The following is a 20,095-nucleotide window of genomic DNA, read 5'->3' as shown; positions in this document are numbered from 1 at the left end:
GGAGTTATTGAACTGTCTATTTGGGGCGTCGGGTGGGCACGCGGCGCCCACCCGACGGGTTACGGCTGCTCGCCCGGCAGCTTGCCCGCGTAATCCTTCGCGAACTGCCACGCCACCCGCCCCGAACGCGAGCCGCGTCCCAACGCCCATTGCAGCGCCTGCGGGCGCGCCGCCTCGATCTGCTCCGGCGTGCAGCCGAAGCTGGCCAGCCAGTGCGCGACGATCCCGAGGTAGTCGTCCTGGCGGAAGGGGTAGAACGACAGCCAGAGCCCGAAACGCTCGGACAGCGAGATCTTCTCTTCCACCGTTTCGCCCGGATGCAGGTCGCCATCCTCGCTGTGGCTGTAGCCGGCGTTGTCCGACATCTTCTCAGGCATCAGGTGGCGCCGGTTCGAGGTGGCGTAGATCAGCACGTTGTCCGACTGCGTGGCCACGCTGCCGTCGAGCGCCACTTTCAGCGCCTTGTAGCCCGCCTCGCCTTCCTCGAACGACAAATCGTCGCAAAAGATCACGAAGCGCTCGGGCCGGCCCGCCACCAGGTCGACGATGTCGGGCAGGTCGGCCAGGTCCGCCTTGTCGACCTCGATCAGGCGCAGGCCCTGGTCGGCAAAGCCGTTCAGGCAAGCCTTGATCAGGGACGACTTGCCGGTGCCGCGCGCGCCGGTGAGCAGCACGTTGTTGGCCGGGCGGCGCTCCACGAACTGGCGCGTGTTCTGCTCCAGTTGACGCTTCTGGGCGTCGACGTGCTGCAGGTCCTCGAAGCGGATGGTCGATGCGTGCGCCACCGGCTGCAGCCACGCATTGCCTCCACCCACGCCCCCGCCGGCCCGCTTGCGCCAGCGGAAGGCAAAGCTGCGCTTCCAGTCCGGCTCGCGCGGCACCGCCGGCGGCAGCACCGCCTCGAGCCGCGCCATCAGGGCTTCCGCCCGCTGCAGAAACTGTTCCAGCGGCGTCATCGGCTCAGGAACGGTAGTCGGCGTTGATGCTGACGTAGTCGTGCGACAGGTCGCAGGTCCACACGGTGGCCGTGGCGTCGCCGCGCGCCAGCGTGACACGCACGGTGATCTCGGCCTGCTTCATCACGCGCTGGCCGTCCGCTTCCTGGTAGTCCGGATTGCGTCCGCCCGCCTTGGCGACCCAGACGTCGTCCAGGTAGAGGTCGAGTTTGGTGACGTCGAGGTCGTCCACGCCGGCGTAACCGACCGCCGCCAGGATGCGGCCCAGGTTCGGGTCCGAGGCGAAGAAGGCGGTCTTCACCAGCGGCGAGTGGGCGATCGCGTAGGCGATCTTGCGGCACTCCTCCAGGTCGCGGCCCTGTTCCACCGTGATGGTGATGAACTTGGTCGCGCCTTCGCCGTCGCGGATGATCTGCTGCGCCAGGTTACGCGAGATGTCGGTGACCGCTTCCTTCAGCGCTTCGTACTCGGCGCCCGAAGCGTCGTTGACGACCAGGCTGCCGGCGCCGGTGGCGACCAGGATGAAGGAGTCGTTGGTCGAGGTGTCGCCGTCGATGGTGATCGAGTTGAAGGAACGGTCGGCCGCGTACTTCACCAGCTCGTCGAGCACCGGCTGTGCCACTTTCGCGTCAAAAGCGAGGTAGCCGAGCATGGTCGCCATGTTCGGCTTGATCATGCCGGCGCCCTTGCTGATGCCGGTCATGGTGACCGTGTGGCCGCCGATGGTGACCGTACGCGAGGCGGCCTTTGGCTGGGTGTCGGTGGTCATGATCGCTTCGGCGGCGTTGAACCAGTTGTCCGCCGTCAGGTTCGCCACGGCCGCCGGCAGGCCGGCGACGATCTTCTGGATCGGCAGCGGCTCGAGGATCACGCCGGTCGAGAACGGCAACACCTGCTGGGCTTCGCAGCCGAGCAGCTTCGCCACTTCGGCGCAGGTGGCCTGGGCATTGGCCAGGCCCGGCTCGCCGGTGCCGGCGTTGGCGTTGCCGGTGTTGACGACCAGGGCGCGGATCGGTGCGCCGCCTGCGGTCACGGCCGCCAGGTTGGCCTTGCTCACCTGCACCGGGGCGGCGCAGAAGCGGTTCTTGGTGAACACGCCGGCAACGGTGGCGCCTTCGGCCAGCTTCATGACCAGCAGGTCCTTGCGGTTGGGCTTCTTGATGCCGGCTTCGGCAAAACCGATCTCGATACCGGCAACCGGCTTCAGGTCGGCGGCGACGGGCAGGGGGGAATTCACGGCCATGTTGGTCTCTATGGAAAGATTACGAATCCAATATTGTACTGCGCACGCGCGCACACCGGCGCGATGACCGCTTTACCGGTATTGCCTGCGCCCGCACGGCTGGTTTGTCAACTATCGAGCATGACAGTCCCAAAAGCGCATCAGCCAAAAGTGCACAAGAGAAACATACATATACTCGACTCGTCCGCTACGGATGAGGTCGGCCGTCACCGGATGCTCGAACCGTGACTCCACGGTATTCATAACGCATAACAGGAGACAGGAAAATGCGATTCACCACCCAGGCCCGCCTCGTGGCCGCGCTGTGCGCCGGACTCGCGGCCGCGCCCGCCGCTTTCGCCGATGGCCAGGCGCGCGAACTGAACGCCGCCGCCAAGCGCTACAAGCAATACTTCCAGGAAGCCTCGAAAGAGTTCAACGTGCCGGTCGAACTGCTCGAATCGATCGCCTATGCCGAGACGCGCTGGCGCTCGCACGTACCGAAGGGCATGCTCAAGAAGAACGGCGAGCCGGAAATCGAGATCGAGCCGGATCCGCACCACGGCATGCCGCCGACCTACGGCATCATGGGCCTGCGCAACGACACCTATTTCGGCACCTCGCTGACGCAGGGCGCGGCCCTGATCCGCGTCGCTCCCGAGGTCGCGATCACCGACGTGCGCAGCAACATCCGCGCCGCCGCCGCCCTGCTCGCCCAGTACGGCGCGAAAAAGACGCGCAACTTCCCGATCGAGGACTGGGAAGAAGCCGTGGCCCGCTACAGCGGCATCCCGCAGCGCGAGATCGCCCAGATCTATAGCTACGAGATCCTGACCGCGATCCGCCAGGGCCGCGAAAGCGCCGACTTCAAGGTCAGCCAGCGCCACGTCGAAATGGAAAAGGCCTACGGCAAGGAGAAGCTGAAGAAGCTTTCGGCGCGCCGGATCATGGTCGAGACCGGGGTGCCCGATCCGAAGATCTCGACGCCGGACTTCGTCGAACCTCCCGCGAAACAACAATAAGCGGCGCATGCCCATCCGATTCGGAGACCCATTCATGAAGAACAACACGAAGTTCCCGCGTCCGCGCCTGCGCGCCGCACTGCTCCCGACCTTGATCCTGGCAGCGCTGGGGCTGCAGGCCCTGCCCGCCGCCGCCTCGACCGACTATCCGCCGGCGATCTGGAACCCGGCCGCCAGCTGCAATTATTCCTCGCGCACGGCCTCGGTCACCCACGTCACCGTCCACACCACGCAAGGCTCGTACGCCGGCTCGATCTCGTGGTTCCAGAACTGCAGCGCCGGTGTCTCGGCCCACTACGTGATCCGTTCCTCGGACGGCCAGGTGACGCAGATGGTGCGCGAGGCCGACAAGGCCTGGCACGTCGGCAACTCGAACGGCTACACGGTCGGCATCGAGCACGAAGGCTACGTCAACGCCCCATCCACCTGGTACACGACGGCGATGTACAACGCCTCCGCCGCCCTCACCCGCGACATCCTCGCCTCGCGCGGCCTGGCGCAGAAGGTCTACGACGGCAGCAGCGGCTGGAACGCGGTGCCGTCCGACGCGCTCTACAACGTCAAGGGCCACGTCAACTACGCCAGCCAGTCCCACACCGACCCCGGCTCGGGCTGGGACTGGCCGCGCTACAAGAGCCTGGTCGCGGGCGGCTCGGGCGGCGGCGACAGCGGCGGCGGCGCCCTGTCCTGGCCGGTGGTCCAGTACGGCAACAGCGGCGAGCGCGTGCGTACCATCCAGTACCTGCTGCAGCAATGGGGCTATTCGCTCACCGTGAACGGCAGCTTCGACACCGCCACCCAGAACGCCGTGAAGAACTTCCAGTCCTCGCATGGCCTGGGCGCGGACGGCATCGTCGGCAACGCCACCTGGCCGGCCCTGACCATCGTCACCCAGCAGGGCGACAGCGGCGCCAAGGTGCGCGCGGTGCAGAGCCAGCTCAACGAGAGCGGCTACGGGCTGACGGTGGACGGCATCTTTGGTGCGGGCACCACCAGCGCGGTGCGCAGCTTCCAGAGCGCCAAGGGACTGGGGGTGGATGGCGTCGTCGGGGACAATACCTGGAACAAGATGGCGTGGTGAGCACGCGATGAAGAAGCCTGCCCGGCTCCTGCCCGGCGGGCTGTTTCTCATCCGGAGTTCCCCGAAGGATGTAGGGTGGGCACCCCGTGCCCACGCAAAATGATGCGCTAACGTAACGCTTCGTCGCGCACCGCAGGCTGAGGAGACGTTGCCGCGTCAAGAGCATCAACGCGGCGCATGCTTTCGGGTGGGCACAGGGTGCCCACCCTACGAGCTCATGCCTGTCCGCGGCCTCGACGCCGCCCACGCGTTCAAGCGCACGCAGATCGGTCGCGACGTCTACGTCTCATACGGTGGTTGAACGGGTCGGCGCATCCCGATCGATGAAACGACCAGCCGACACGCGAAATAAAAAAAGGCGTCCCGCGGGACGCCTTTCCTGTTCTACGCGGCAGGCTTTACGCCAGCTTGCCGTGGCACTGCTTGAACTTCTTGCCGCTGCCGCAAGGGCAAGGGTCGTTGCGGCCAACCTTCACGCCCATGTAGGTGCTGTGGTCCTCGGCGGCGACCGGGGCCGCGGCGGTGCCGGTCGGGCTCGGCGCCAGCAGTTCTTCCGGCGCGGCCGACGGGTTGAAGTCGGCATGCTGGAAGTTGATGTTTTCCAGGTGCGCCGCCTGGGCCGCCATGGCCGCTTCCGCCGCCTCGACTTCCTCGCGGGTCTGGATGCGCACGGTCATGACGGTGCGGATCACTTCGTTCTTGATCTGGTCCAGCATGCTGCCGAACAGCTCGAAGGCTTCGCGCTTGTATTCCTGCTTCGGGTTCTTCTGGGCGTAGCCGCGCAGGTGGATGCCCTGGCGCAGGTGGTCCAGCGCCGCCAGGTGCTCGCGCCAGTGGGTGTCGACGCTTTGCAGCATGACGTTGCGCTCGAAGCCGCCGAAGGATTCCTTGCCCACGATCGCGACCTTGCCGTTGTAGGACTCGTCGGCCGCCCCCAGCACCTTCTCCAGGATGTCGTCGTCGTTCAGGTTCGGCTCGTCCACCAGCATCTGCTGCAGCGGCACGTTCAGGGACCATTCGGCACCCAGCACCGACTCCAGCGACTTGATGTCCCACTGTTCTTCGACCGACTCGGCCGGCACGTAGCCGCGCACGACATCCGTGAACACGCCGGTGCGCAGGGAAGCGATCAGTTCCGAGATGTCGGCCGCTTCCAGCAGTTCGTTACGCTGGCTGTAGATCACCTTGCGCTGGTCGTTGGCGACGTCGTCGTATTCGAGCAGCTGCTTGCGGATGTCGAAGTTGCGGGCCTCGACCTTGCGCTGGGCGGTCTCGATGGAACGGGTCACGATGCCCGCCTCGATCGGCTCGCCTTCCGGCATTTTGAGGCGTTCCATGATGGCGCGCACGCGGTCGCCGGCGAAGATGCGCAGCAGCGGATCGTCCAGGCACAGGTAGAAGCGCGAGGAGCCCGGGTCGCCCTGGCGGCCCGAACGGCCGCGCAGCTGGTTGTCGACGCGGCGCGACTCGTGGCGCTCGGTGCCGATGATGTGCAGGCCGCCGGCGTTTACCACGTGGTCGTGCAGCGACTGCCACTCGTCGCGCAGCTTGTTCGACTGGTCGGCCTTTTCCGCTTCCGACAGGCTGGCGTCGGCTTCGATGATCTGGATCTGCTTCTCGACGTTGCCGCCGAGGACGATGTCGGTACCGCGGCCGGCCATGTTGGTGGCGATGGTGATCATCTTCGGACGGCCGGCCTGGGCGATGATTTCCGCTTCCCGGGCGTGCTGCTTGGCGTTCAGGACGTTGTGCGGCAACTTCGCCTGATTCAGGATGCTGGACAGCAGTTCCGAGTTCTCGATCGAGGTCGTACCCACCAGCACCGGCTGGCCGCGCTCGTAGCAGTCGCGGATGTCGTTCACCATCGCGTTGTACTTTTCCTGCGCCGACTTGTAGACCTGGTCCTGGCGGTCCTTGCGCTGCGACGGACGGTTCGGCGGGATCACCACGGTCTCGAGGCCGTAGATTTCCTGGAATTCGTAGGCTTCCGTGTCGGCGGTACCGGTCATGCCGGACAGCTTGGTGTACATGCGGAAGTAGTTCTGGAAGGTGATCGAGGCCAGGGTCTGGTTCTCGTTCTGGATGCGCACGCCTTCCTTGGCTTCGACGGCCTGGTGCAGGCCGTCGGACCAGCGGCGGCCCGTCATCAGGCGGCCGGTGAATTCGTCGACGATGGTGACTTCGCCGTTCTGCACCACGTAGTGCTGGTCCTTGTGGTACAGGACGTGGGCGCGCAGCGCCGCGTACAGGTGGTGGATCAGGGTGATGTTGGCGGCGTCGTACAGCGAGGCGCCTTCCGGCAGCAGGCCCATCTTGGTCAGGATGGCCTCGGCCTTCTCGTGGCCGGCCTCGGTCAGCAGCACGGTGTGCGCTTTCTCGTCCTTGGTGTAGTCGCCCGGGACTTCGATCTTGCCCTTGCCGTCCGGGGTTTCCTCGCCGATCTGCAGCGTCAGCTGCGGCGGCACCTCGTTCATGCGGTAGTACAGGTCGGTATGGTTCTCGGCCTGGCCAGAAATAATTAACGGTGTCCGGGCTTCGTCGATCAGGATCGAGTCGACCTCGTCGACCACGGCGAAGTTCAGGCCGCGCTGCACGCGTTCGCGCGCATCGTAGACCATGTTGTCGCGCAGGTAGTCGAAACCGAATTCGTTGTTGGTGCCGTAGGTGATGTCCGAGCCGTAGGCTTGCTGCTTGGTGTCGTGCGGCATCTGCGACAGGTTCACACCCGTGGTCAGGCCCAGCCAGCCATACAGGCGGCCCATGGAGTCGGCGTCGCGCTGGGCCAGGTAATCGTTGACGGTAATGACATGCACGCCCTTGCCCGACAGGCCGTTCAGATAGACCGGCAGGGTTGCCATCAGGGTCTTGCCCTCGCCGGTGCCCATCTCGGCAATCTTGCCCTGGTGGATGACCATGCCACCGATCAGCTGCACGTCGAAGTGGCGCATCTTCAGCACGCGCTTGGCGGCTTCGCGGCAGACGGCAAACGCTTCCGGCAGGATGTCGTCGAGGGTTTCGCCGTTGGCCAGGCGCGACTTGAATTCCGGGGTCTTTGCCTGGAGCTCGGCGTCGGACAGCTTTTCCATCTGCGGCTCGAGCGCGTTGATCTGACGCACGGTTTTTTGATATTGCTTGAGCAGCCGCTGGTTTCGGCTGCCGAAAATCTGGGTCAGGAATGACATGCTAAGTTTCTTATAAAGACGCCGCAAAAAGAGCCAGGGATGATATCAAAACGATACGCACCGAAGACCGCCCAAGGCAAAAAGCGACTGATTTTATCATGCGATGCGGCCACACTTGGGGCTTATGGGCCGGATAACAAGGTTGGTTCCAGAAAGAATGTTATCAAATTGCATCGACTTGCACCCATTCGCCGCCAGCCGTGCGCCCCGCTGTACGCTCGATGCGCACGCCGTGGGCAGTCTATGGTATGTTGCGCGTTGATCGACACCCCATCCACCTAGCGTCCTCATGCATATCTACGGCACCCGCAACCGTCCGACTTCTTTCGAAGCGACCGACTTCCTGCGTTCGAACGAGCGCATGGCGCGGCTGCTGCCGGCCGCCATGCGCATGGCCGACCTGCAGCGCGACGTCGGCATGGTGCTGCCGGCCATGGCCGGCAATTGCGACGTGCTGTCGTTCCAGGAAGGCGTGCTGGTGCTGGCCGTGCCCAGCTCGGCCGTCGCGGCGCGCCTGAAGCAGCAGTTGCCGAAGCTGCAGTCCAGCCTGCAGGGGCGCGGCTGGCAGGTCGTTTCGCTGCGCCTGAAGGTGCAGGTAACGCGGGCCATGCCGGAACAGGTGGAAATGCGCACGCTGGAACTGCCGGAAACGGCGGTGCACGCCTTCGAGGAGCTGGGAGATAGCCTGCCGGATACGCCGCAGAACGCGGCGCTGGTGGCGGCGGTCAAGCGGCTGGCGGAGAAGCGGCGGCGGGGGTAAGACAGACGGCCGGATCGCTGTCGCACGACTGCCGATCAATGTATCGAAGGGCGTAGGGTGGGCTCTTGAGCCCACGCGGATTCACGCGTCGCGCTCATGCGCACTTCGCAACACCTTCTACCATCGCCCCACTAATCGATTCACTTTCGGGTACGCACCGGTACGACCGCGTGGGCTCGAGAGCCCACCCTACGAAACTACTCAGGTAAGTGCCCACTCCTCGCGCATCTGCCGCACGTACGACGGCGGTGCGCTGTCGACCGCGTCGAAGGTCACGATCTCGTAGGCGTCCGGCCGCGCCAGCAGGGCGCGCAGCAGGTCGTTGTTGAGCGCGTGGCCCGACTTGTGCGCTTCGTACGCCGCCAGCAGCGGGTGTCCGACCAGGTACAGGTCGCCGATCGCGTCGAGGATCTTGTGGCGCACGAACTCGTCGTCGTAGCGCAGGCCGTCCGCGTTCAGGATGCGGTATTCGTCCATCACGATCGCGTTCTCGAGCGAGCCGCCGCGCGCCAGGCCCATGCCGCGCAGGCTTTCCACGTCCTGCATGAAGCCGAAGGTGCGCGCGCGCGCCACGTCGTGCACGTAGGAGACCTGGGCGAAGTCGACCGAGGCGTTCTGCATCGTGCCGTCCACCGCCGGGTGGTTGAATTCGATGAAGAAGTCGAGCTTGAAGCCGTCGTGGGGTTTGAGTTTTGCCCACTTCTCGCTGTTGCCGGTCCCCTGGCGCACTTCGACTTCCTTCAGCACGCGGATGAATTTCTTCGGCGCCGGCTGGTCCTCGACGCCGGACTGCTGCAGCAGGAAGACGAAGGACGAGGCCGAGCCGTCCATGATCGGGATTTCCTCGGCGGTGACTTCGATGTAGAGATTGTCGATGCCGAGGCCGGCGCAGGCCGACATCAGGTGTTCGACGGTCGAGACGCGCGCCGAATCCTTGACCAGCACCGAGGCCATGCGGGTGTCGCCGACGACTTCCGCGCTCGACGGGAATTCGACCATGGGGTCGAGGTCCACGCGGCGGAACACGATGCCGGTGTCCACGGGCGCCGGGCGCAGCGTCAGTTCGACCTTGCGGCCCGAATGCAGACCGACACCGGTCGTGCGCACCAGTTGTTTGATGGTTCGTTGTTTGAGCATGGACCGATTATATCTGTGCTTTTCGAACCTTGCCGGGGCCGCTTCTTGCAGCATAGAAACCCTGTCAACAAGCGATGCGCGCGCGCGACAAGCCTAGGGATGTTCAGACTCCGAATGGCTCTTCTCGTGGCGAATCAGGTACAACCCGCTGCCGATGATGATGGCCGCGCCGATCATGGTGTAACTGTCCGGCAGCGTACTCCACATCAGCCAGTCGATCGCCACGCCCCAGGCCAGGGCCGAATACTCGAAAGGCGCGACGACGGAGGCTTCGCCGTGGCTGAAGGCCTCGGTGATCGCCAGCTGGCCGAAGAAGCCGCTCACGGCCAGGCCGCACAGCAGCAGCAGGTGGCCGGGATCGACGCCGACCCAATCGGGCGCCGCCAGCGCCGTGGCGCCGAGCGCCATCAGCAGCATCAGCCAGAACATCATCTGCTGGGTGCTGTCGGTGCGCGCCAGGATGCGCGCGGCGATCGCCGAGATCGCGTAGCACACGGCCGAGCCGAGCACCGCCAGGCCGCCCAGGGTCAGAAAGCCGCCGCCTTCCGGACGCAGCACCACCAGCACGCCGGCCAGTCCGATCACGATGGCGATCCAGCGCGCCAGGTTGACGCGCTCCTTCAGGAAGAACACCGACATCGCCGTGATCAGGGCCGGCGCGATGAAGAAGACCGAATAGGCTTCGGCCAGGCTGAGTCGCTTGAGGCCATAGGCGAACAGCGCCAGCATGCCGATCCCGAGCGCGCCGCGCAGGACGTGCAGCGACCAGCGCGCGCGCAGCATCGTCTTGAAGCCGCCGCGCCAGGCGACGTAGGCGCACACCAGCGGCAGCGAGGACAGCGAGCGCAAGGCCGCCACCTGCATCGCCGGATAGTGGGCGGCGAGCAGCTTCATCGCCGTGTCCATCAGCGAGAACATGAAGACGGCGATCAGCATCGCGTAGATGCTGCGCAGGTTGCCGGAGACTTTACTCATACGATAATCGAAACAAAAAACGGCGCCGCGGCGCCGTCGGGTAATGCGGAAATGTAAATCAGATCTGGGCCAGCAGCGCTTCGGCCTTCGACACTTCGAAGCCGCCCTGCTCCACGTTCAGCTGCCTGACCACGCCGTCCTCGACCAGCATCGAGTAGCGCTGCGAGCGCGTGCCCATGCCGTGCTTCGAGAAATCGGCATCCAGGCCCAGCGCCTTGGTGAAGGCGGCGTTCCCGTCGGCCATCATGCGCACGATGCCGGTGGCCTTCTGCTCGCGGCCCCAGGCGCCCATGACGAAGGCGTCGTTCACCGAGATGCACCAGATTTCGTCGACGCCCTTGGCCTTGAAGGCCTCGGCATTCTCGACGAAGCCCGGCACGTGCTTGGCCGAGCAGGTCGGGGTGAAAGCGCCCGGCAGGCCGAAGATCGCGATCTTCTTGCCCCGGACCAGATCCGCCACCGAGAAGGTGTTTGGACCGAGCGTGCAGCCTTCGGTTTCGGTGTCGATGAATTCGGCCAGGGTGCCTTCCGGCAGCTGTTCGCCAATCTGGATGGTCATGCGTACTCCTCAGGTGTTATTTTGGAAATCCCGCCAGTATGCCCGATCCGGGCCGAGCCTGCATCACATCGCCCCGAACAGCGGCACATAGGCACGGCTCACCGGCAGCTCGACGGCGTGTCCGCGCATGCGCAGGAACAGGCGGCTGGCCTCGTCGCGCCGGGTGCCGGCCAGGTGCGCCAGGTTGACGATGGTGCCGCGGTGGACCTGCCAGAACTCGTCGGGATCGAGGCGCGCCGCCAGTTCGGCGATCGGGGTGCGGATCATGTATTCGTCGCCCGCGGTACGCACGACCGTGTACTTGTCGTCGGCCTGGAAGAACAGCACCTCGCTCACGGCGATGTTGTGGACCATGCCGCCCTTCCCCGCGCGCAGGTAGCGCAGCCAGGGCAACTGCGGCAGGCGCTCGCCGGCGGGCTGCCCCATCAGGCGGCGCAGGGCCTGGGCCAGCGCGGCGTCTTCCTGCGGCGGCTTCTCCAGTGCCGAGCGCACGCGTTCGATGGTGCGCTGCAGGCGCTCGGTGCGCAGGGGTTTCAGCAGGTAGTCGAGGGCCGCGTGCTCGAAGGCCTGCACCGCGTACTCGTCGTAGGCGGTGACGAAGACCGCGCGCGTGCGGCCCTCGATGCCCTGCGCGACTTCCAGCCCGCTCATGCCGGGCATGCGGATGTCGAGAAAGGCGAGCTCGGGCTCGAGGTCGGCGATGCGGGCGGCGGCCTCGATGCCGTTGCTTGCCACGGCCACGATCTCGAGTTCGGGCCAGAGGCGCGCCAGTTGCTGCTGCAGGTGCTGGGCGAGGTGGGGTTCGTCGTCGGCGATCAGGGCGCGGGTCATGATGCGGTCCGGTAGGGAAGTTCGAGGGTGGCGCTGGTGCCGTCGGCGTGCCGCAGGTTCAGGCTGGCGCGCTCGCCGTAGCGGTGCCGCAGGCGCGCGCGGATGTTCGCCAGCGCCATGCCGGCGCCACGGCCGGCGGACGGCGCGTCCTGTCCCAGGCCATCGTCGACGACGCGGATGCGCAGGCGCCCCTCTTCGACCAGCGCCTCGATGCGCACCTCGCCGCCCGCGACCTTCGGCTCCAGGCCGTGGCGAATGGCATTCTCCACCAGCGGCTGCAGCAGCAGGGGCGGCAGCAGCGCGGCGCGCGCTTCAAGCCCGGCGTCGACCGCGAAGCGCAGACGCGCGCCCATGCGGATCTGCAGCAGGCGCAGGTAGTTGGCCGCCATCTCGAGTTCGGCGCCGAGCGTGGTTTCTTCCACCCGCAGCTGGCCCATGCCGGCGCGCAGGTGGTCCGAAAAGGCTTCCAGCATGGCGCGGGCGCGCGGCGGATCGGCATCCAGCAGGCTCTCGATGTTGGCCAGCGTGTTGAACAGGAAGTGCGGCTCGATCTGCGCCTGCAGCAGGCGCAGTTGCGCCTCGGCCGCCTGGGCCTGCATCGCCTGGCGCTGCAGGCGTCCACGCCAGAAGAGTCCGGCGACGATGCCCAGGAAAGGCAGGAATTGCAGCACGCGCAGCTGGCGCCGCAGCGCCGAGGAGGCGAAGAACTCGCTGTCCGGGTAGACCAGCGCCAGCAGCCCGCTGCCGACCAGGTTCCCGAGCATGAGGCCGGCCAGCAGGAGCAGGCTGACCAGCGCCGCCGCGCGCCAGTCGCGCACCGGCGACAGCCTGGCCAGCATCGTATCAGGCAGCAGCGCTTCGGCCAGGCGCACCACGGCCAGCATGCTCCAGGCGATTGCCAGGAACAGCAGCAGCATGCCGAGCAGCAGCCGGTGCAGGAAGGCGGCATCGGGCACCTTGACGGTGATCACCCCGGCCAGGCCCAGCAGGCAGAGGGCGGCCCAGGCCAGCAGCGCCAGCGCCGCGGCGATGACAAGGTGCGTCCAGAGCTCGCCGCCCCGGCGCTTGCGCAAGGTCCAGAACGAGCGCCAGGACTGCGCGAGCGTGGATGGCATGATCATCTTTCTAGTCTACAACACCAAACCGCCCCTGCCGCAGGGACTGCGACGGATCGACAGATGGGCCGACACACGGCAAGCTAAAAGACGCTGGATGTCAGTTTGCGCAACCGGATGCCCGAGGTGCCGGCGCCGGGGTTGTGATCGTCAGCGTGTGAGCATCGTAGGGTGGGCGCCCCGTGCCCACCGATGATGGTTTGCAGCGAGATCATCCGGCACGATATCGAAGCGCCGGCGATCCGGTGGGCACAGGGCGCCCACCCCACGTTTCTGCGAGACGTAAAAAAACCGGGACCGGAGCGTCAGCTCCGATCCCGGTTTTCTCTTTACGTCTCTACGTTTAACCGTATAAACGCTTAGTCGGCTTGCTTGCGCAGGAAGGCCGGGATGTCGTAGGTCTCGACACCGTTGCGCTGCATGGCCTGGACCTGCTCCGAGGCCTGCTCGCGGCGCCACACGGCCGGCTGCTTCATGCCGTCGCCAGGACCGCCGACGCTGGCGGTGCCCATGGTCATGCCGCCGGTCAGGCCGGCCGTGCCCATCATCGGCGCGTTGTAGGTGCCGGTCTTGAGGACCTGCTGCGGCTGGACCAGCTGCATCTTGTTCTTGTTCTTGCCCAGGCCGGTCGCGACCACGGTCACGCGGATCTCGTCGCCCATCGCGTCGTCGTAGGCGATGCCCTGTGCGATCGATGCGTCCGGAGCGGCAAAGGCGCGCACGGCGGCCATGACTTCCTTGATCTCCTTGCCCTTCAGGCCGCGCGAGGCGGTGACGTTGACCAGCACGCCCTTGGCGCCCGACAGGTCGATGCCGTCCAGCAGCGGCGAAGCGACGGCCTGCTCGGCCGCGATGCGCGCACGGTCCACGCCCGAAGCGGTCGCGGTGCCCATCATCGCCTTGCCCTGCTCGCTCATGATGGTCTTCACGTCGTTGAAGTCGACGTTGATGTGGCCCGGCACGTTGATGATCTCGGCGATACCGGCGACGGCGTTGTTCAGGACGTCGTCGGCGTGCTTCATCCAGTCGAGCATGGATTCGTCTTCGTAGATCTCTTCCAGCTTCTCGTTCAGGATGATGATCAGGGAGTCGACGTGCTTGGACAGTTCTTCCAGGCCGGCTTCGGCGATGTCCATGCACTTCTGGCCTTCGTAGGAGAACGGCTTGGAGACCACGGCGACGGTCAGGGCGCCCATGGTCTTGGCGACTTCGGCCACGATCGGCGCGGCGCCGGTGCCGGTGCCGCCACCCATGCCGGCGGCGATGAAGACCATGTGCGCGCCGCGCAGCGAGTCCTCGATGCGCGAGCGGGTCTGCTCGGCCAGCTGGCGGCCGATCTCCGGACGCATGCCGGCGCCCAGGCCCGATTCGCCGATCTGGATGATGTTGTTCGCGCTCGATGCCGCCAGTGCCTGGGCATCGGTGTTGGCGGCGATGAACTCGACGCCCGAGACGCCCTTGTTGATCATGTGCTGCACCGCGTTGCCGCCCGCACCACCCACGCCGACGACCTTGATCACCGTGCCCAGTGCCGCGTTATCGACCATATCGAACTCCATGATGTGACTCCTAATTTTCAAATTGCCGTGACCAATCGCCAAACCCCATTAGGGTATCAGGACTCAGCCTTGGTGACGGCTATGTATTGTAAAAATTTATGTATTTGTACCGAATCAATGACGCTTGTTTGCTGCGTGGAAATCCATTTAGAAATTCCCTAAGAACCATTCCTTCATGCGCTGCCAGACTGCCTTCACCGAACCATCCTGGCGAGTCACGATGTGGCCGCGCAGGTACTGCTTTTTCGCTTCCAATAAGAGTCCCAGCACGGTCGCGTAGCGCGGGCTGCGCACCACGTCCGCGAGCTGGCCGCGGTAGTCCGGCGTGCCCAGGCGCGTCGGCTTGAGGAACATGTCTTCGGCCATCTCGATCATGCCCGGCATCAGCGAGGTGCCGCCGGTCAGGACGATGCCCGACGACAGCACGCCTTCGTAGCCGGACTCGCGCACCACCTGGTGCACCATCGCGAACAGTTCTTCCACGCGCGGCTCGATCACGGCGGCCAGCGCCTGGCGGCTCAGGGCGCGCGGGCCGCGGTCGCCCAGGCCCGGCACCTCGAGCGTTTCGCCCGGATCGGCCAGCACCTGCTTGGCCACGCCGTAGCGCAGCTTGATTTCCTCGGCTTCGCCGGTCGGCGTGCGCAGCGCCATCGCGATGTCGCTGGTGATCTGGTCGCCGGCGATCGGGATCACGGCGGTGTGGCGGATCGCGCCGTCGGAAAAGACCGCGATGTCGGTGGTGCCGCCGCCGATGTCGATCAGGACCACGCCGAGTTCCTTCTCGTCGTTGGTCAGCACCGCGTCGGCCGAGGCCATCGGCTGCAGGATCAGGTCCGACACTTCCAGGCCGCAGCGGCGCACGCACTTGACGATGTTCTGCACTGCCGACACGGCGCCGGTGACGATGTGCACGCGCACTTCCAGGCGGATGCCGCTCATGCCGATCGGTTCGCGCACGTCTTCCTGGTTGTCGACGATGAACTCCTGCGGCACCGTGTGCAGCAGCTGCTGGTCGGTCGGGATGTTGACCGCCTTGGCGGTCTCGATCACGCGCGCGACGTCGGTGGCGGTGACTTCCTTGTCCTTGATCGCCACCATGCCGCTCGAATTGAACGAACGGATATGGCTGCCCGCGATGCCGGCGTAGACATTGCGGATCTTGCAGTCGGCCATCAGCTCGGCTTCCTCGAGCGCGCGCTGGATCGATTCGACGGTGGCCTCGATGTTGACCACGACGCCCTTCTTCAATCCCTTCGACTCGTGCTGACCGAGGCCGATGACCTCGTGGCGTCCGTCGGACATCACCTCGGCCACGACGGCCACCACCTTCGAGGTGCCGATGTCGAGGCCGACGATCAGGTTTTTCGCGTCTTTTGTCATTGCTCGCCTGCTTTAGATTTGCTTGGTTGTTTTGTTAGTAGTCGTTTTATTCTTTTTCGACGGCTTCACCGGCTTGGTGGTGTCCGCCGGCACGGTCAGTGCCGCCGACGACAGTGCCAAACCATTCGAGTAGCGCATGTCGATGGTGTCGATGCGGCCTTCCTGCAGCCTGGCCACCAGCTGCGGGTAGACCCCGACCAGGCGCTGCACCCGCGCCTTGACGGTGTTCTTGTCCTTCTCGCGGCCGAGCTCCACGCTCATGCCGTTGTCCAGCTTCACGGTCCACGCGTAGCGCGAGGACAGCGACAGTTCCTGCGGCACCAGCTTCACCGGCGCGAACCAGGCGCGCAGTTCGGCAAAGCGCGCCAGCACTTCCTTCTCGCTGCCGGCCGGGCCCGAGAAGGCCGGCAGGGCGTGGTCGTCGTCGGCCTCGGCCAGGTTGGCGGTGAAGACATCGCCCTTCACCGACAGCAGGCGCCCTTCGCCCCAGGTGCCGAGCGCCTCGTGTTCCTCGACCTCGACGATCAGCTGGTTCGGCCATTCGCGGCGCACGGTGGCGCGCCGCACCCAAGGCACGGCTTCGAAGGTCGCGCGCACCTGCTCGAGGTCCGTGGTGAAGAAGTTCCCGCGGATCTTGCCCAAAACGCTGTTGCGCACGGTGAGCTCGTTCACGTGGCGCAGGTCCATGCCATACAGGCTCTCGACCGTCACCGCGCGCAACAGGAACATCGGCCGCTGGCTCAGCCACCACACGCCGCTCGCGATGGACGCGAGCAGCGTCGCCGCCAGCAACGTGCTGGCGGTGGCGTTCAGGGCGCGTACGTCATGCCACATGTCGTCAGCCTTGTGCCTTCACCATCTTGCAGCGCGCCGAGCGCAGGATCTCGATGCACAGGTCCTCGTAGCTGATGCCGACCGCGCGCGCCGCCATCGGCACCAGCGAGTGGCCGGTCATGCCCGGCGAGGTGTTCACTTCGAGCAGGAACGGACGCATGTCGCTCTCGCGCACCAGCACGTCGATCCGGGCCCAGCCTTCGCAGCCGAGCGCGCGGTAGGCGTCCACCGCGTGCTTCTGGATTTCCTCGGTCAGCGCGGCGTCGAGCGGCGCCGGGCACAGGTACTTGACGTCGTCGGTGAAGTACTTGTTCTGGTAATCGTAGTTGCCCTGCGGGGCCACGATCTCGACGATCGGCAGCGCACGCGCGTCCTTGCCGGTGCCGAGCACGGCGACCGTGAACTCGCGGCCGGTCACGAACTCCTCGGCCAGGATCACCTCGTCGAAGCCGGCGGCCAGCGCCACGGCGGCCTCGAATTCCTCGGCCCGCTCGACCTTGGTGATGCCGATGGTCGAGCCTTCCAGCGGCGGCTTGACGATCAGCGGCAGGCCGAGTTCGGCCACGATCTTGTCCAGGTCGTCGCCCGGCGCGACGGTCGCGTACTTCGGGGTCGGGATGTTTTTCGACAGCCAGATGATCTTGGTGGTGATCTTGTCCATGCCCACCGACGACGCCATCACGCCGCTGCCGGTGTAGGGAATGCCGAGCTGCTCGAGCGCGCCCTGCAGGCTGCCGTCTTCGCCGTAGCGGCCGTGCAGCGCGATGAAGACGCAGTCGAAGTTTTCGGCCGCCAGGTCGGCCAGCGAGCGTTCGGCCGGATCGAAGCCGTGGGCATCGATGCCGCGGCTCTTCAGGGCCTGCAGCACGCCGGTGCCGGACATGATGGAGACCTCGCGCTCGGCCGAGCGGCCGCCGTACAGGACGCCGACCTTGCCGAAGTTGGTAATAATGTCGCTCACGATGTGACCTTTGATTGTGAAGTCGGTTGTTGCGTCTGTTGCGAAACTAACTGCTGCGGAATGCCGCTGATCGAGCCCGCGCCCATGGTCAGCACGACGTCGCCGTCCTTCGCCACCTGGCGGATCGCGTCGGGCATCTCGGCGATCGTTTCCACGAAAATCGGTTCGATCTTGCCGCCGGCGCGCAGCGAGCGGGCAAGGGAACGCCCATCGGCCGCGACGATCGGCGCCTCGCCGGCCGGGTAGACCTCGGCCAGCAGCAGCACGTCGGGCGCCGCCAGCACTTTCACGAAGTCCTCGAACAAATCGCGCGTGCGGCTGTAGCGGTGCGGCTGGAAGGCCAGCACCAGGCGCCGGCCCGGGTAGGCGGCGCGCGCGGCGGCCAGGGTCACCTCGGTCTCGACCGGGTGGTGGCCGAAGTCGTCGACCAGGGTGAAGCTGCCGCCGCCTTCCAATGCCACGTCGCCGTAGCGCGTGAAGCGGCGGCCGACGCCGCGAAATTCCAGCAGGCCCTGGGCGGTGGCGCTGTCCTCGATGCCGATCTCGCGCGCGATCGCGATCGCCGAGCAGGCGTTGAGGACGTTGTGCATGCCGGGCTGGTTCAGCACGAATTTCGTGTCCGGATAGCCCTCCTGGCGCACCGTGAAGTGCATGTGCACGCCGTCGGCGTAGGCATCCAGGGCGCGCACTTGCGCGTCTTCCGAGAAGCCATAGGTCGTCACCGGTTTCGTCACCTGCGGCAGGATGGCGCGCACGTGGCGGTCGTCGATGCACAGCATCACGCGGCCGTAGAACGGCAGGCGGTGGGTGAAGTTCACGAACGCGGCCTTCAGCTTCTCGAAGTCGTGCTCGTAGGTCTCCATGTGGTCGGCGTCGATGTTGGTGATCACCTCGATCATCGGCGACAGGTTGAGGAAGGACGCGTCCGACTCGTCGGCCTCGGCCACGATATAGTCGCCGGTGCCGAGCTTGGCGTTGGCGCCGGCGCTGTTCAGGCGCCCGCCGATGACGAAAGTAGGGTCCAGGCCGCCCTGGGCCAAGACTGACGCTACCAGGCTCGTGGTGGTGGTCTTGCCGTGGGTGCCGGCAATCGCGATGCCGCGCTTCAGGCGCATCAGTTCGCCGAGCATGATCGCGCGCGGCACCACCGGGATCTGGGCGCTGCGCGCCGCCATCACTTCCGGATTGGTCTCAATCACCGCGGTCGAGGTGACGACGGCGTCGGCGCCGACGATGTTGTCGGCCGCATGGCCGAGATAGACGCGCGCGCCCAGTTCCTGCAAACGTTGGGCCGCCGCGTTGCTCGACAGGTCCGAGCCCGACACCTTGTAGCCGAGGTTGAGCAGCACCTCGGCGATGCCGCTCATGCCGCTGCCGCCGATGCCCACGAAATGGATGTGCTTGATCTTGTGTTTCATCTGTCTAGTTCTTGTTGTTCGCCAGTTGTTCGAGCACGGCCGCGATGGCCTCGTTGGCCTCGCGCTGTCCGACCGCCTGCGCCGCCTGCGCCATCGCCAGGCAATCGGCGCGTGTCGTCGTTTGCAGCAGCTGCGCCACGCGCGCGGCCGAGAGTTCGCCCTGCGGCAGGTGGATCGCAGCCTTCTGCTGCGCCATCCAGACCGCGTTGTCGCGCTGGTGGCTGGTGGTCGACGCGACGAACGGCACCAGCACGCTGGCCACGCCGGCGGCGGTCAGTTCCGACACCGTGATCGCACCGGCGCGGCAGATCACCAGGTCGGCCTGGGCGTAGGCGGCGGCCATGTCCTCGATGAAGTCGACCACGTTCGCCGCCACGCCCGCCTGGGCATAGGCGGCGCGCAGCGCCTCGATGTTCTTCTTGCCCGACTGGTGGGTCACGATCGGGCGCTGTTCCAGCGGGATCTGCGCCAGCGCGGCCGGTACGCTGTCGTTCAGCACCTTGGCGCCGAGGCTGCCGCCGACCACCAGCACGCGCAAGGGACCGGTGCGACCGGCGAAGCGCTCGGCGGGGCCGGGCAGGTCGAGGATCGCCTGGCGCACCGGATTGCCGGTGACGACGGCCTTGCCGGCGGCCTTGCCGAAGTCGGCCGGGAAGCCGAACAGCACGCGGCTGGCCAGCGGCGTCAGGGTCTTGTTCGACAGCAGCAGCGCGGCGTCGGCGTTCACCAGCGCCAGCGGAATGCCGCGCGTGCGCGCCATCATCCCGCCCGGCACCGTGACGTAGCCGCCCATGCCCAGCACCACGTCGGGCTTGCGCCGTCCCAGCACGCGCAGGCAGGTGGCGAAGCTGGCCGCCATCTTGAAGGCGCCCTTGACCGTGTGGCCGAGGCCCTTGCCGCGCAGGCCGGCGAAGTCGATGGCGTCCATCGGGATGCCGTGCTTCGGCACGATCTCGCCTTCCATGCCGTGGGCGGTGCCCAGCCAGCTCACGTCCCAGCCGCGCTCGCGCATGGTCTGGGCAATGGCCACGCCGGGGAAAATGTGGCCGCCGGTGCCGGCCGCCATGATCATCAATTTCTTCGCAGGCCGCTTCATAAGCTTA

At 66.1% G+C, this 20,095-nt stretch carries 17 protein-coding genes; 3 read left to right on the top strand and 14 right to left on the bottom strand.

Annotation, left to right across the window (positions count from 1 at the left end; all coding sequences use genetic code 11):
* Positions 1-59 precede the first annotated feature (59 nt).
* Positions 60-956, bottom strand: coding sequence for an ATP-binding protein (locus tag ACFOPH_RS23350; protein WP_312547774.1), 897 nt, complete (start codon positions 954-956; stop codon positions 60-62).
* 4 nt (positions 957-960) lie between these two features.
* Complete coding sequence (gene argJ / locus ACFOPH_RS23345) at positions 961-2,199, bottom strand: bifunctional glutamate N-acetyltransferase/amino-acid acetyltransferase ArgJ (protein WP_312547776.1); 1,239 nt, start codon at positions 2,197-2,199, stop codon at positions 961-963.
* Between the two features lie 266 nt (positions 2,200-2,465).
* Here argJ and ACFOPH_RS23340 point away from each other — a divergent pair, with 266 nt between their 5' ends.
* Both ACFOPH_RS23340 and ACFOPH_RS23335 read left to right on the top strand, forming a co-directional pair.
* Positions 2,466-3,200 (top strand): transglycosylase SLT domain-containing protein, encoded by a 735-nt coding sequence (locus ACFOPH_RS23340; protein ID WP_312547778.1) that lies wholly within the window; start codon positions 2,466-2,468, stop codon positions 3,198-3,200.
* A gap of 34 nt (positions 3,201-3,234) precedes the next feature.
* Positions 3,235-4,281: a peptidoglycan recognition protein family protein gene (locus ACFOPH_RS23335; RefSeq protein ID WP_312547780.1), complete on the top strand. Its 1,047-nt coding sequence runs from the start codon at positions 3,235-3,237 to the stop codon at positions 4,279-4,281.
* 398 nt (positions 4,282-4,679) lie between these two features.
* Here the strand turns inward: ACFOPH_RS23335 and secA are convergent, their stop codons facing one another.
* The gene (gene secA, locus ACFOPH_RS23330) at positions 4,680-7,463 is read right to left on the bottom strand and encodes a preprotein translocase subunit SecA (RefSeq protein ID WP_312547782.1); all 2,784 of its coding nucleotides are present in this window, start codon (positions 7,461-7,463) and stop codon (positions 4,680-4,682) included.
* 289 nt (positions 7,464-7,752) lie between these two features.
* On the opposite strand from secA, the gene ACFOPH_RS23325 reads away from it, so the two are divergent.
* Positions 7,753-8,223 carry a DciA family protein gene (locus tag ACFOPH_RS23325; RefSeq protein WP_312547783.1) on the top strand — a complete coding sequence of 157 codons (471 nt, stop codon included), beginning with the start codon at positions 7,753-7,755 and terminating at the stop codon, positions 8,221-8,223.
* A 201-nt stretch (positions 8,224-8,424) separates the two neighbouring features.
* Here ACFOPH_RS23325 and lpxC read toward each other — a convergent pair whose 3' ends face one another.
* The 11 genes from lpxC to murG all read right to left on the bottom strand — a co-directional run bounded on the left by lpxC (position 8,425) and on the right by murG (position 20,088).
* Entirely contained in the window at positions 8,425-9,360 is a 936-nt protein-coding gene (gene lpxC, locus ACFOPH_RS23320) for a UDP-3-O-acyl-N-acetylglucosamine deacetylase (protein ID WP_312547784.1), read from the bottom strand.
* 93 nt (positions 9,361-9,453) lie between these two features.
* On the bottom strand, positions 9,454-10,335 hold the full coding sequence (locus ACFOPH_RS23315) for a DMT family transporter (protein ID WP_312547785.1): 882 nt from the start codon (positions 10,333-10,335) through the stop codon (positions 9,454-9,456).
* A gap of 58 nt (positions 10,336-10,393) precedes the next feature.
* Positions 10,394-10,894, bottom strand: a complete 501-nt coding sequence (locus ACFOPH_RS23310; RefSeq protein WP_312547786.1) for a peroxiredoxin — start codon at positions 10,892-10,894, stop codon at positions 10,394-10,396.
* Positions 10,895-10,957: 63 nt separating this feature from the next.
* Positions 10,958-11,725 carry a LytR/AlgR family response regulator transcription factor gene (locus ACFOPH_RS23305; protein ID WP_379737486.1) on the bottom strand — a complete coding sequence of 256 codons (768 nt, stop codon included), beginning with the start codon at positions 11,723-11,725 and terminating at the stop codon, positions 10,958-10,960.
* Complete coding sequence (locus ACFOPH_RS23300; protein ID WP_379737484.1) at positions 11,722-12,840, bottom strand: sensor histidine kinase; 1,119 nt, start codon at positions 12,838-12,840, stop codon at positions 11,722-11,724. The genes ACFOPH_RS23305 and ACFOPH_RS23300 overlap by 4 nt, the downstream gene beginning before the upstream one ends.
* A 359-nt stretch (positions 12,841-13,199) precedes the next feature.
* Positions 13,200-14,399, bottom strand: a complete 1,200-nt coding sequence (gene ftsZ, locus ACFOPH_RS23295; RefSeq protein WP_312547790.1) for a cell division protein FtsZ — start codon at positions 14,397-14,399, stop codon at positions 13,200-13,202.
* Positions 14,400-14,546: 147 nt separating this feature from the next.
* Positions 14,547-15,779: a cell division protein FtsA gene (gene ftsA / locus ACFOPH_RS23290; RefSeq protein ID WP_312547791.1), complete on the bottom strand. Its 1,233-nt coding sequence runs from the start codon at positions 15,777-15,779 to the stop codon at positions 14,547-14,549.
* A gap of 12 nt (positions 15,780-15,791) precedes the next feature.
* Positions 15,792-16,613, bottom strand: coding sequence for a cell division protein FtsQ/DivIB (locus tag ACFOPH_RS23285; RefSeq protein ID WP_379737482.1), 822 nt, complete (start codon positions 16,611-16,613; stop codon positions 15,792-15,794).
* Between the two features lie 4 nt (positions 16,614-16,617).
* On the bottom strand, positions 16,618-17,565 hold the full coding sequence (locus tag ACFOPH_RS23280) for a D-alanine--D-alanine ligase (protein WP_379737992.1): 948 nt from the start codon (positions 17,563-17,565) through the stop codon (positions 16,618-16,620).
* A gap of 5 nt (positions 17,566-17,570) precedes the next feature.
* Positions 17,571-18,992, bottom strand: a complete 1,422-nt coding sequence (murC, locus tag ACFOPH_RS23275; RefSeq protein WP_379737480.1) for a UDP-N-acetylmuramate--L-alanine ligase — start codon at positions 18,990-18,992, stop codon at positions 17,571-17,573.
* 4 nt (positions 18,993-18,996) lie between these two features.
* Positions 18,997-20,088, bottom strand: a complete 1,092-nt coding sequence (gene murG, locus ACFOPH_RS23270; RefSeq protein WP_312547796.1) for an undecaprenyldiphospho-muramoylpentapeptide beta-N-acetylglucosaminyltransferase — start codon at positions 20,086-20,088, stop codon at positions 18,997-18,999.
* Between the last annotated feature and the right edge of the window lie 7 nt (positions 20,089-20,095).

The organism is Massilia haematophila (assembly GCF_042647645.1).
Taxonomy (GTDB): domain Bacteria; phylum Pseudomonadota; class Gammaproteobacteria; order Burkholderiales; family Burkholderiaceae_D; genus Telluria; species Telluria haematophila.
The sequence above is the reverse complement of the archived record's forward strand: the minus strand, read 5'-3'. Positions and strand labels throughout refer to the sequence as shown.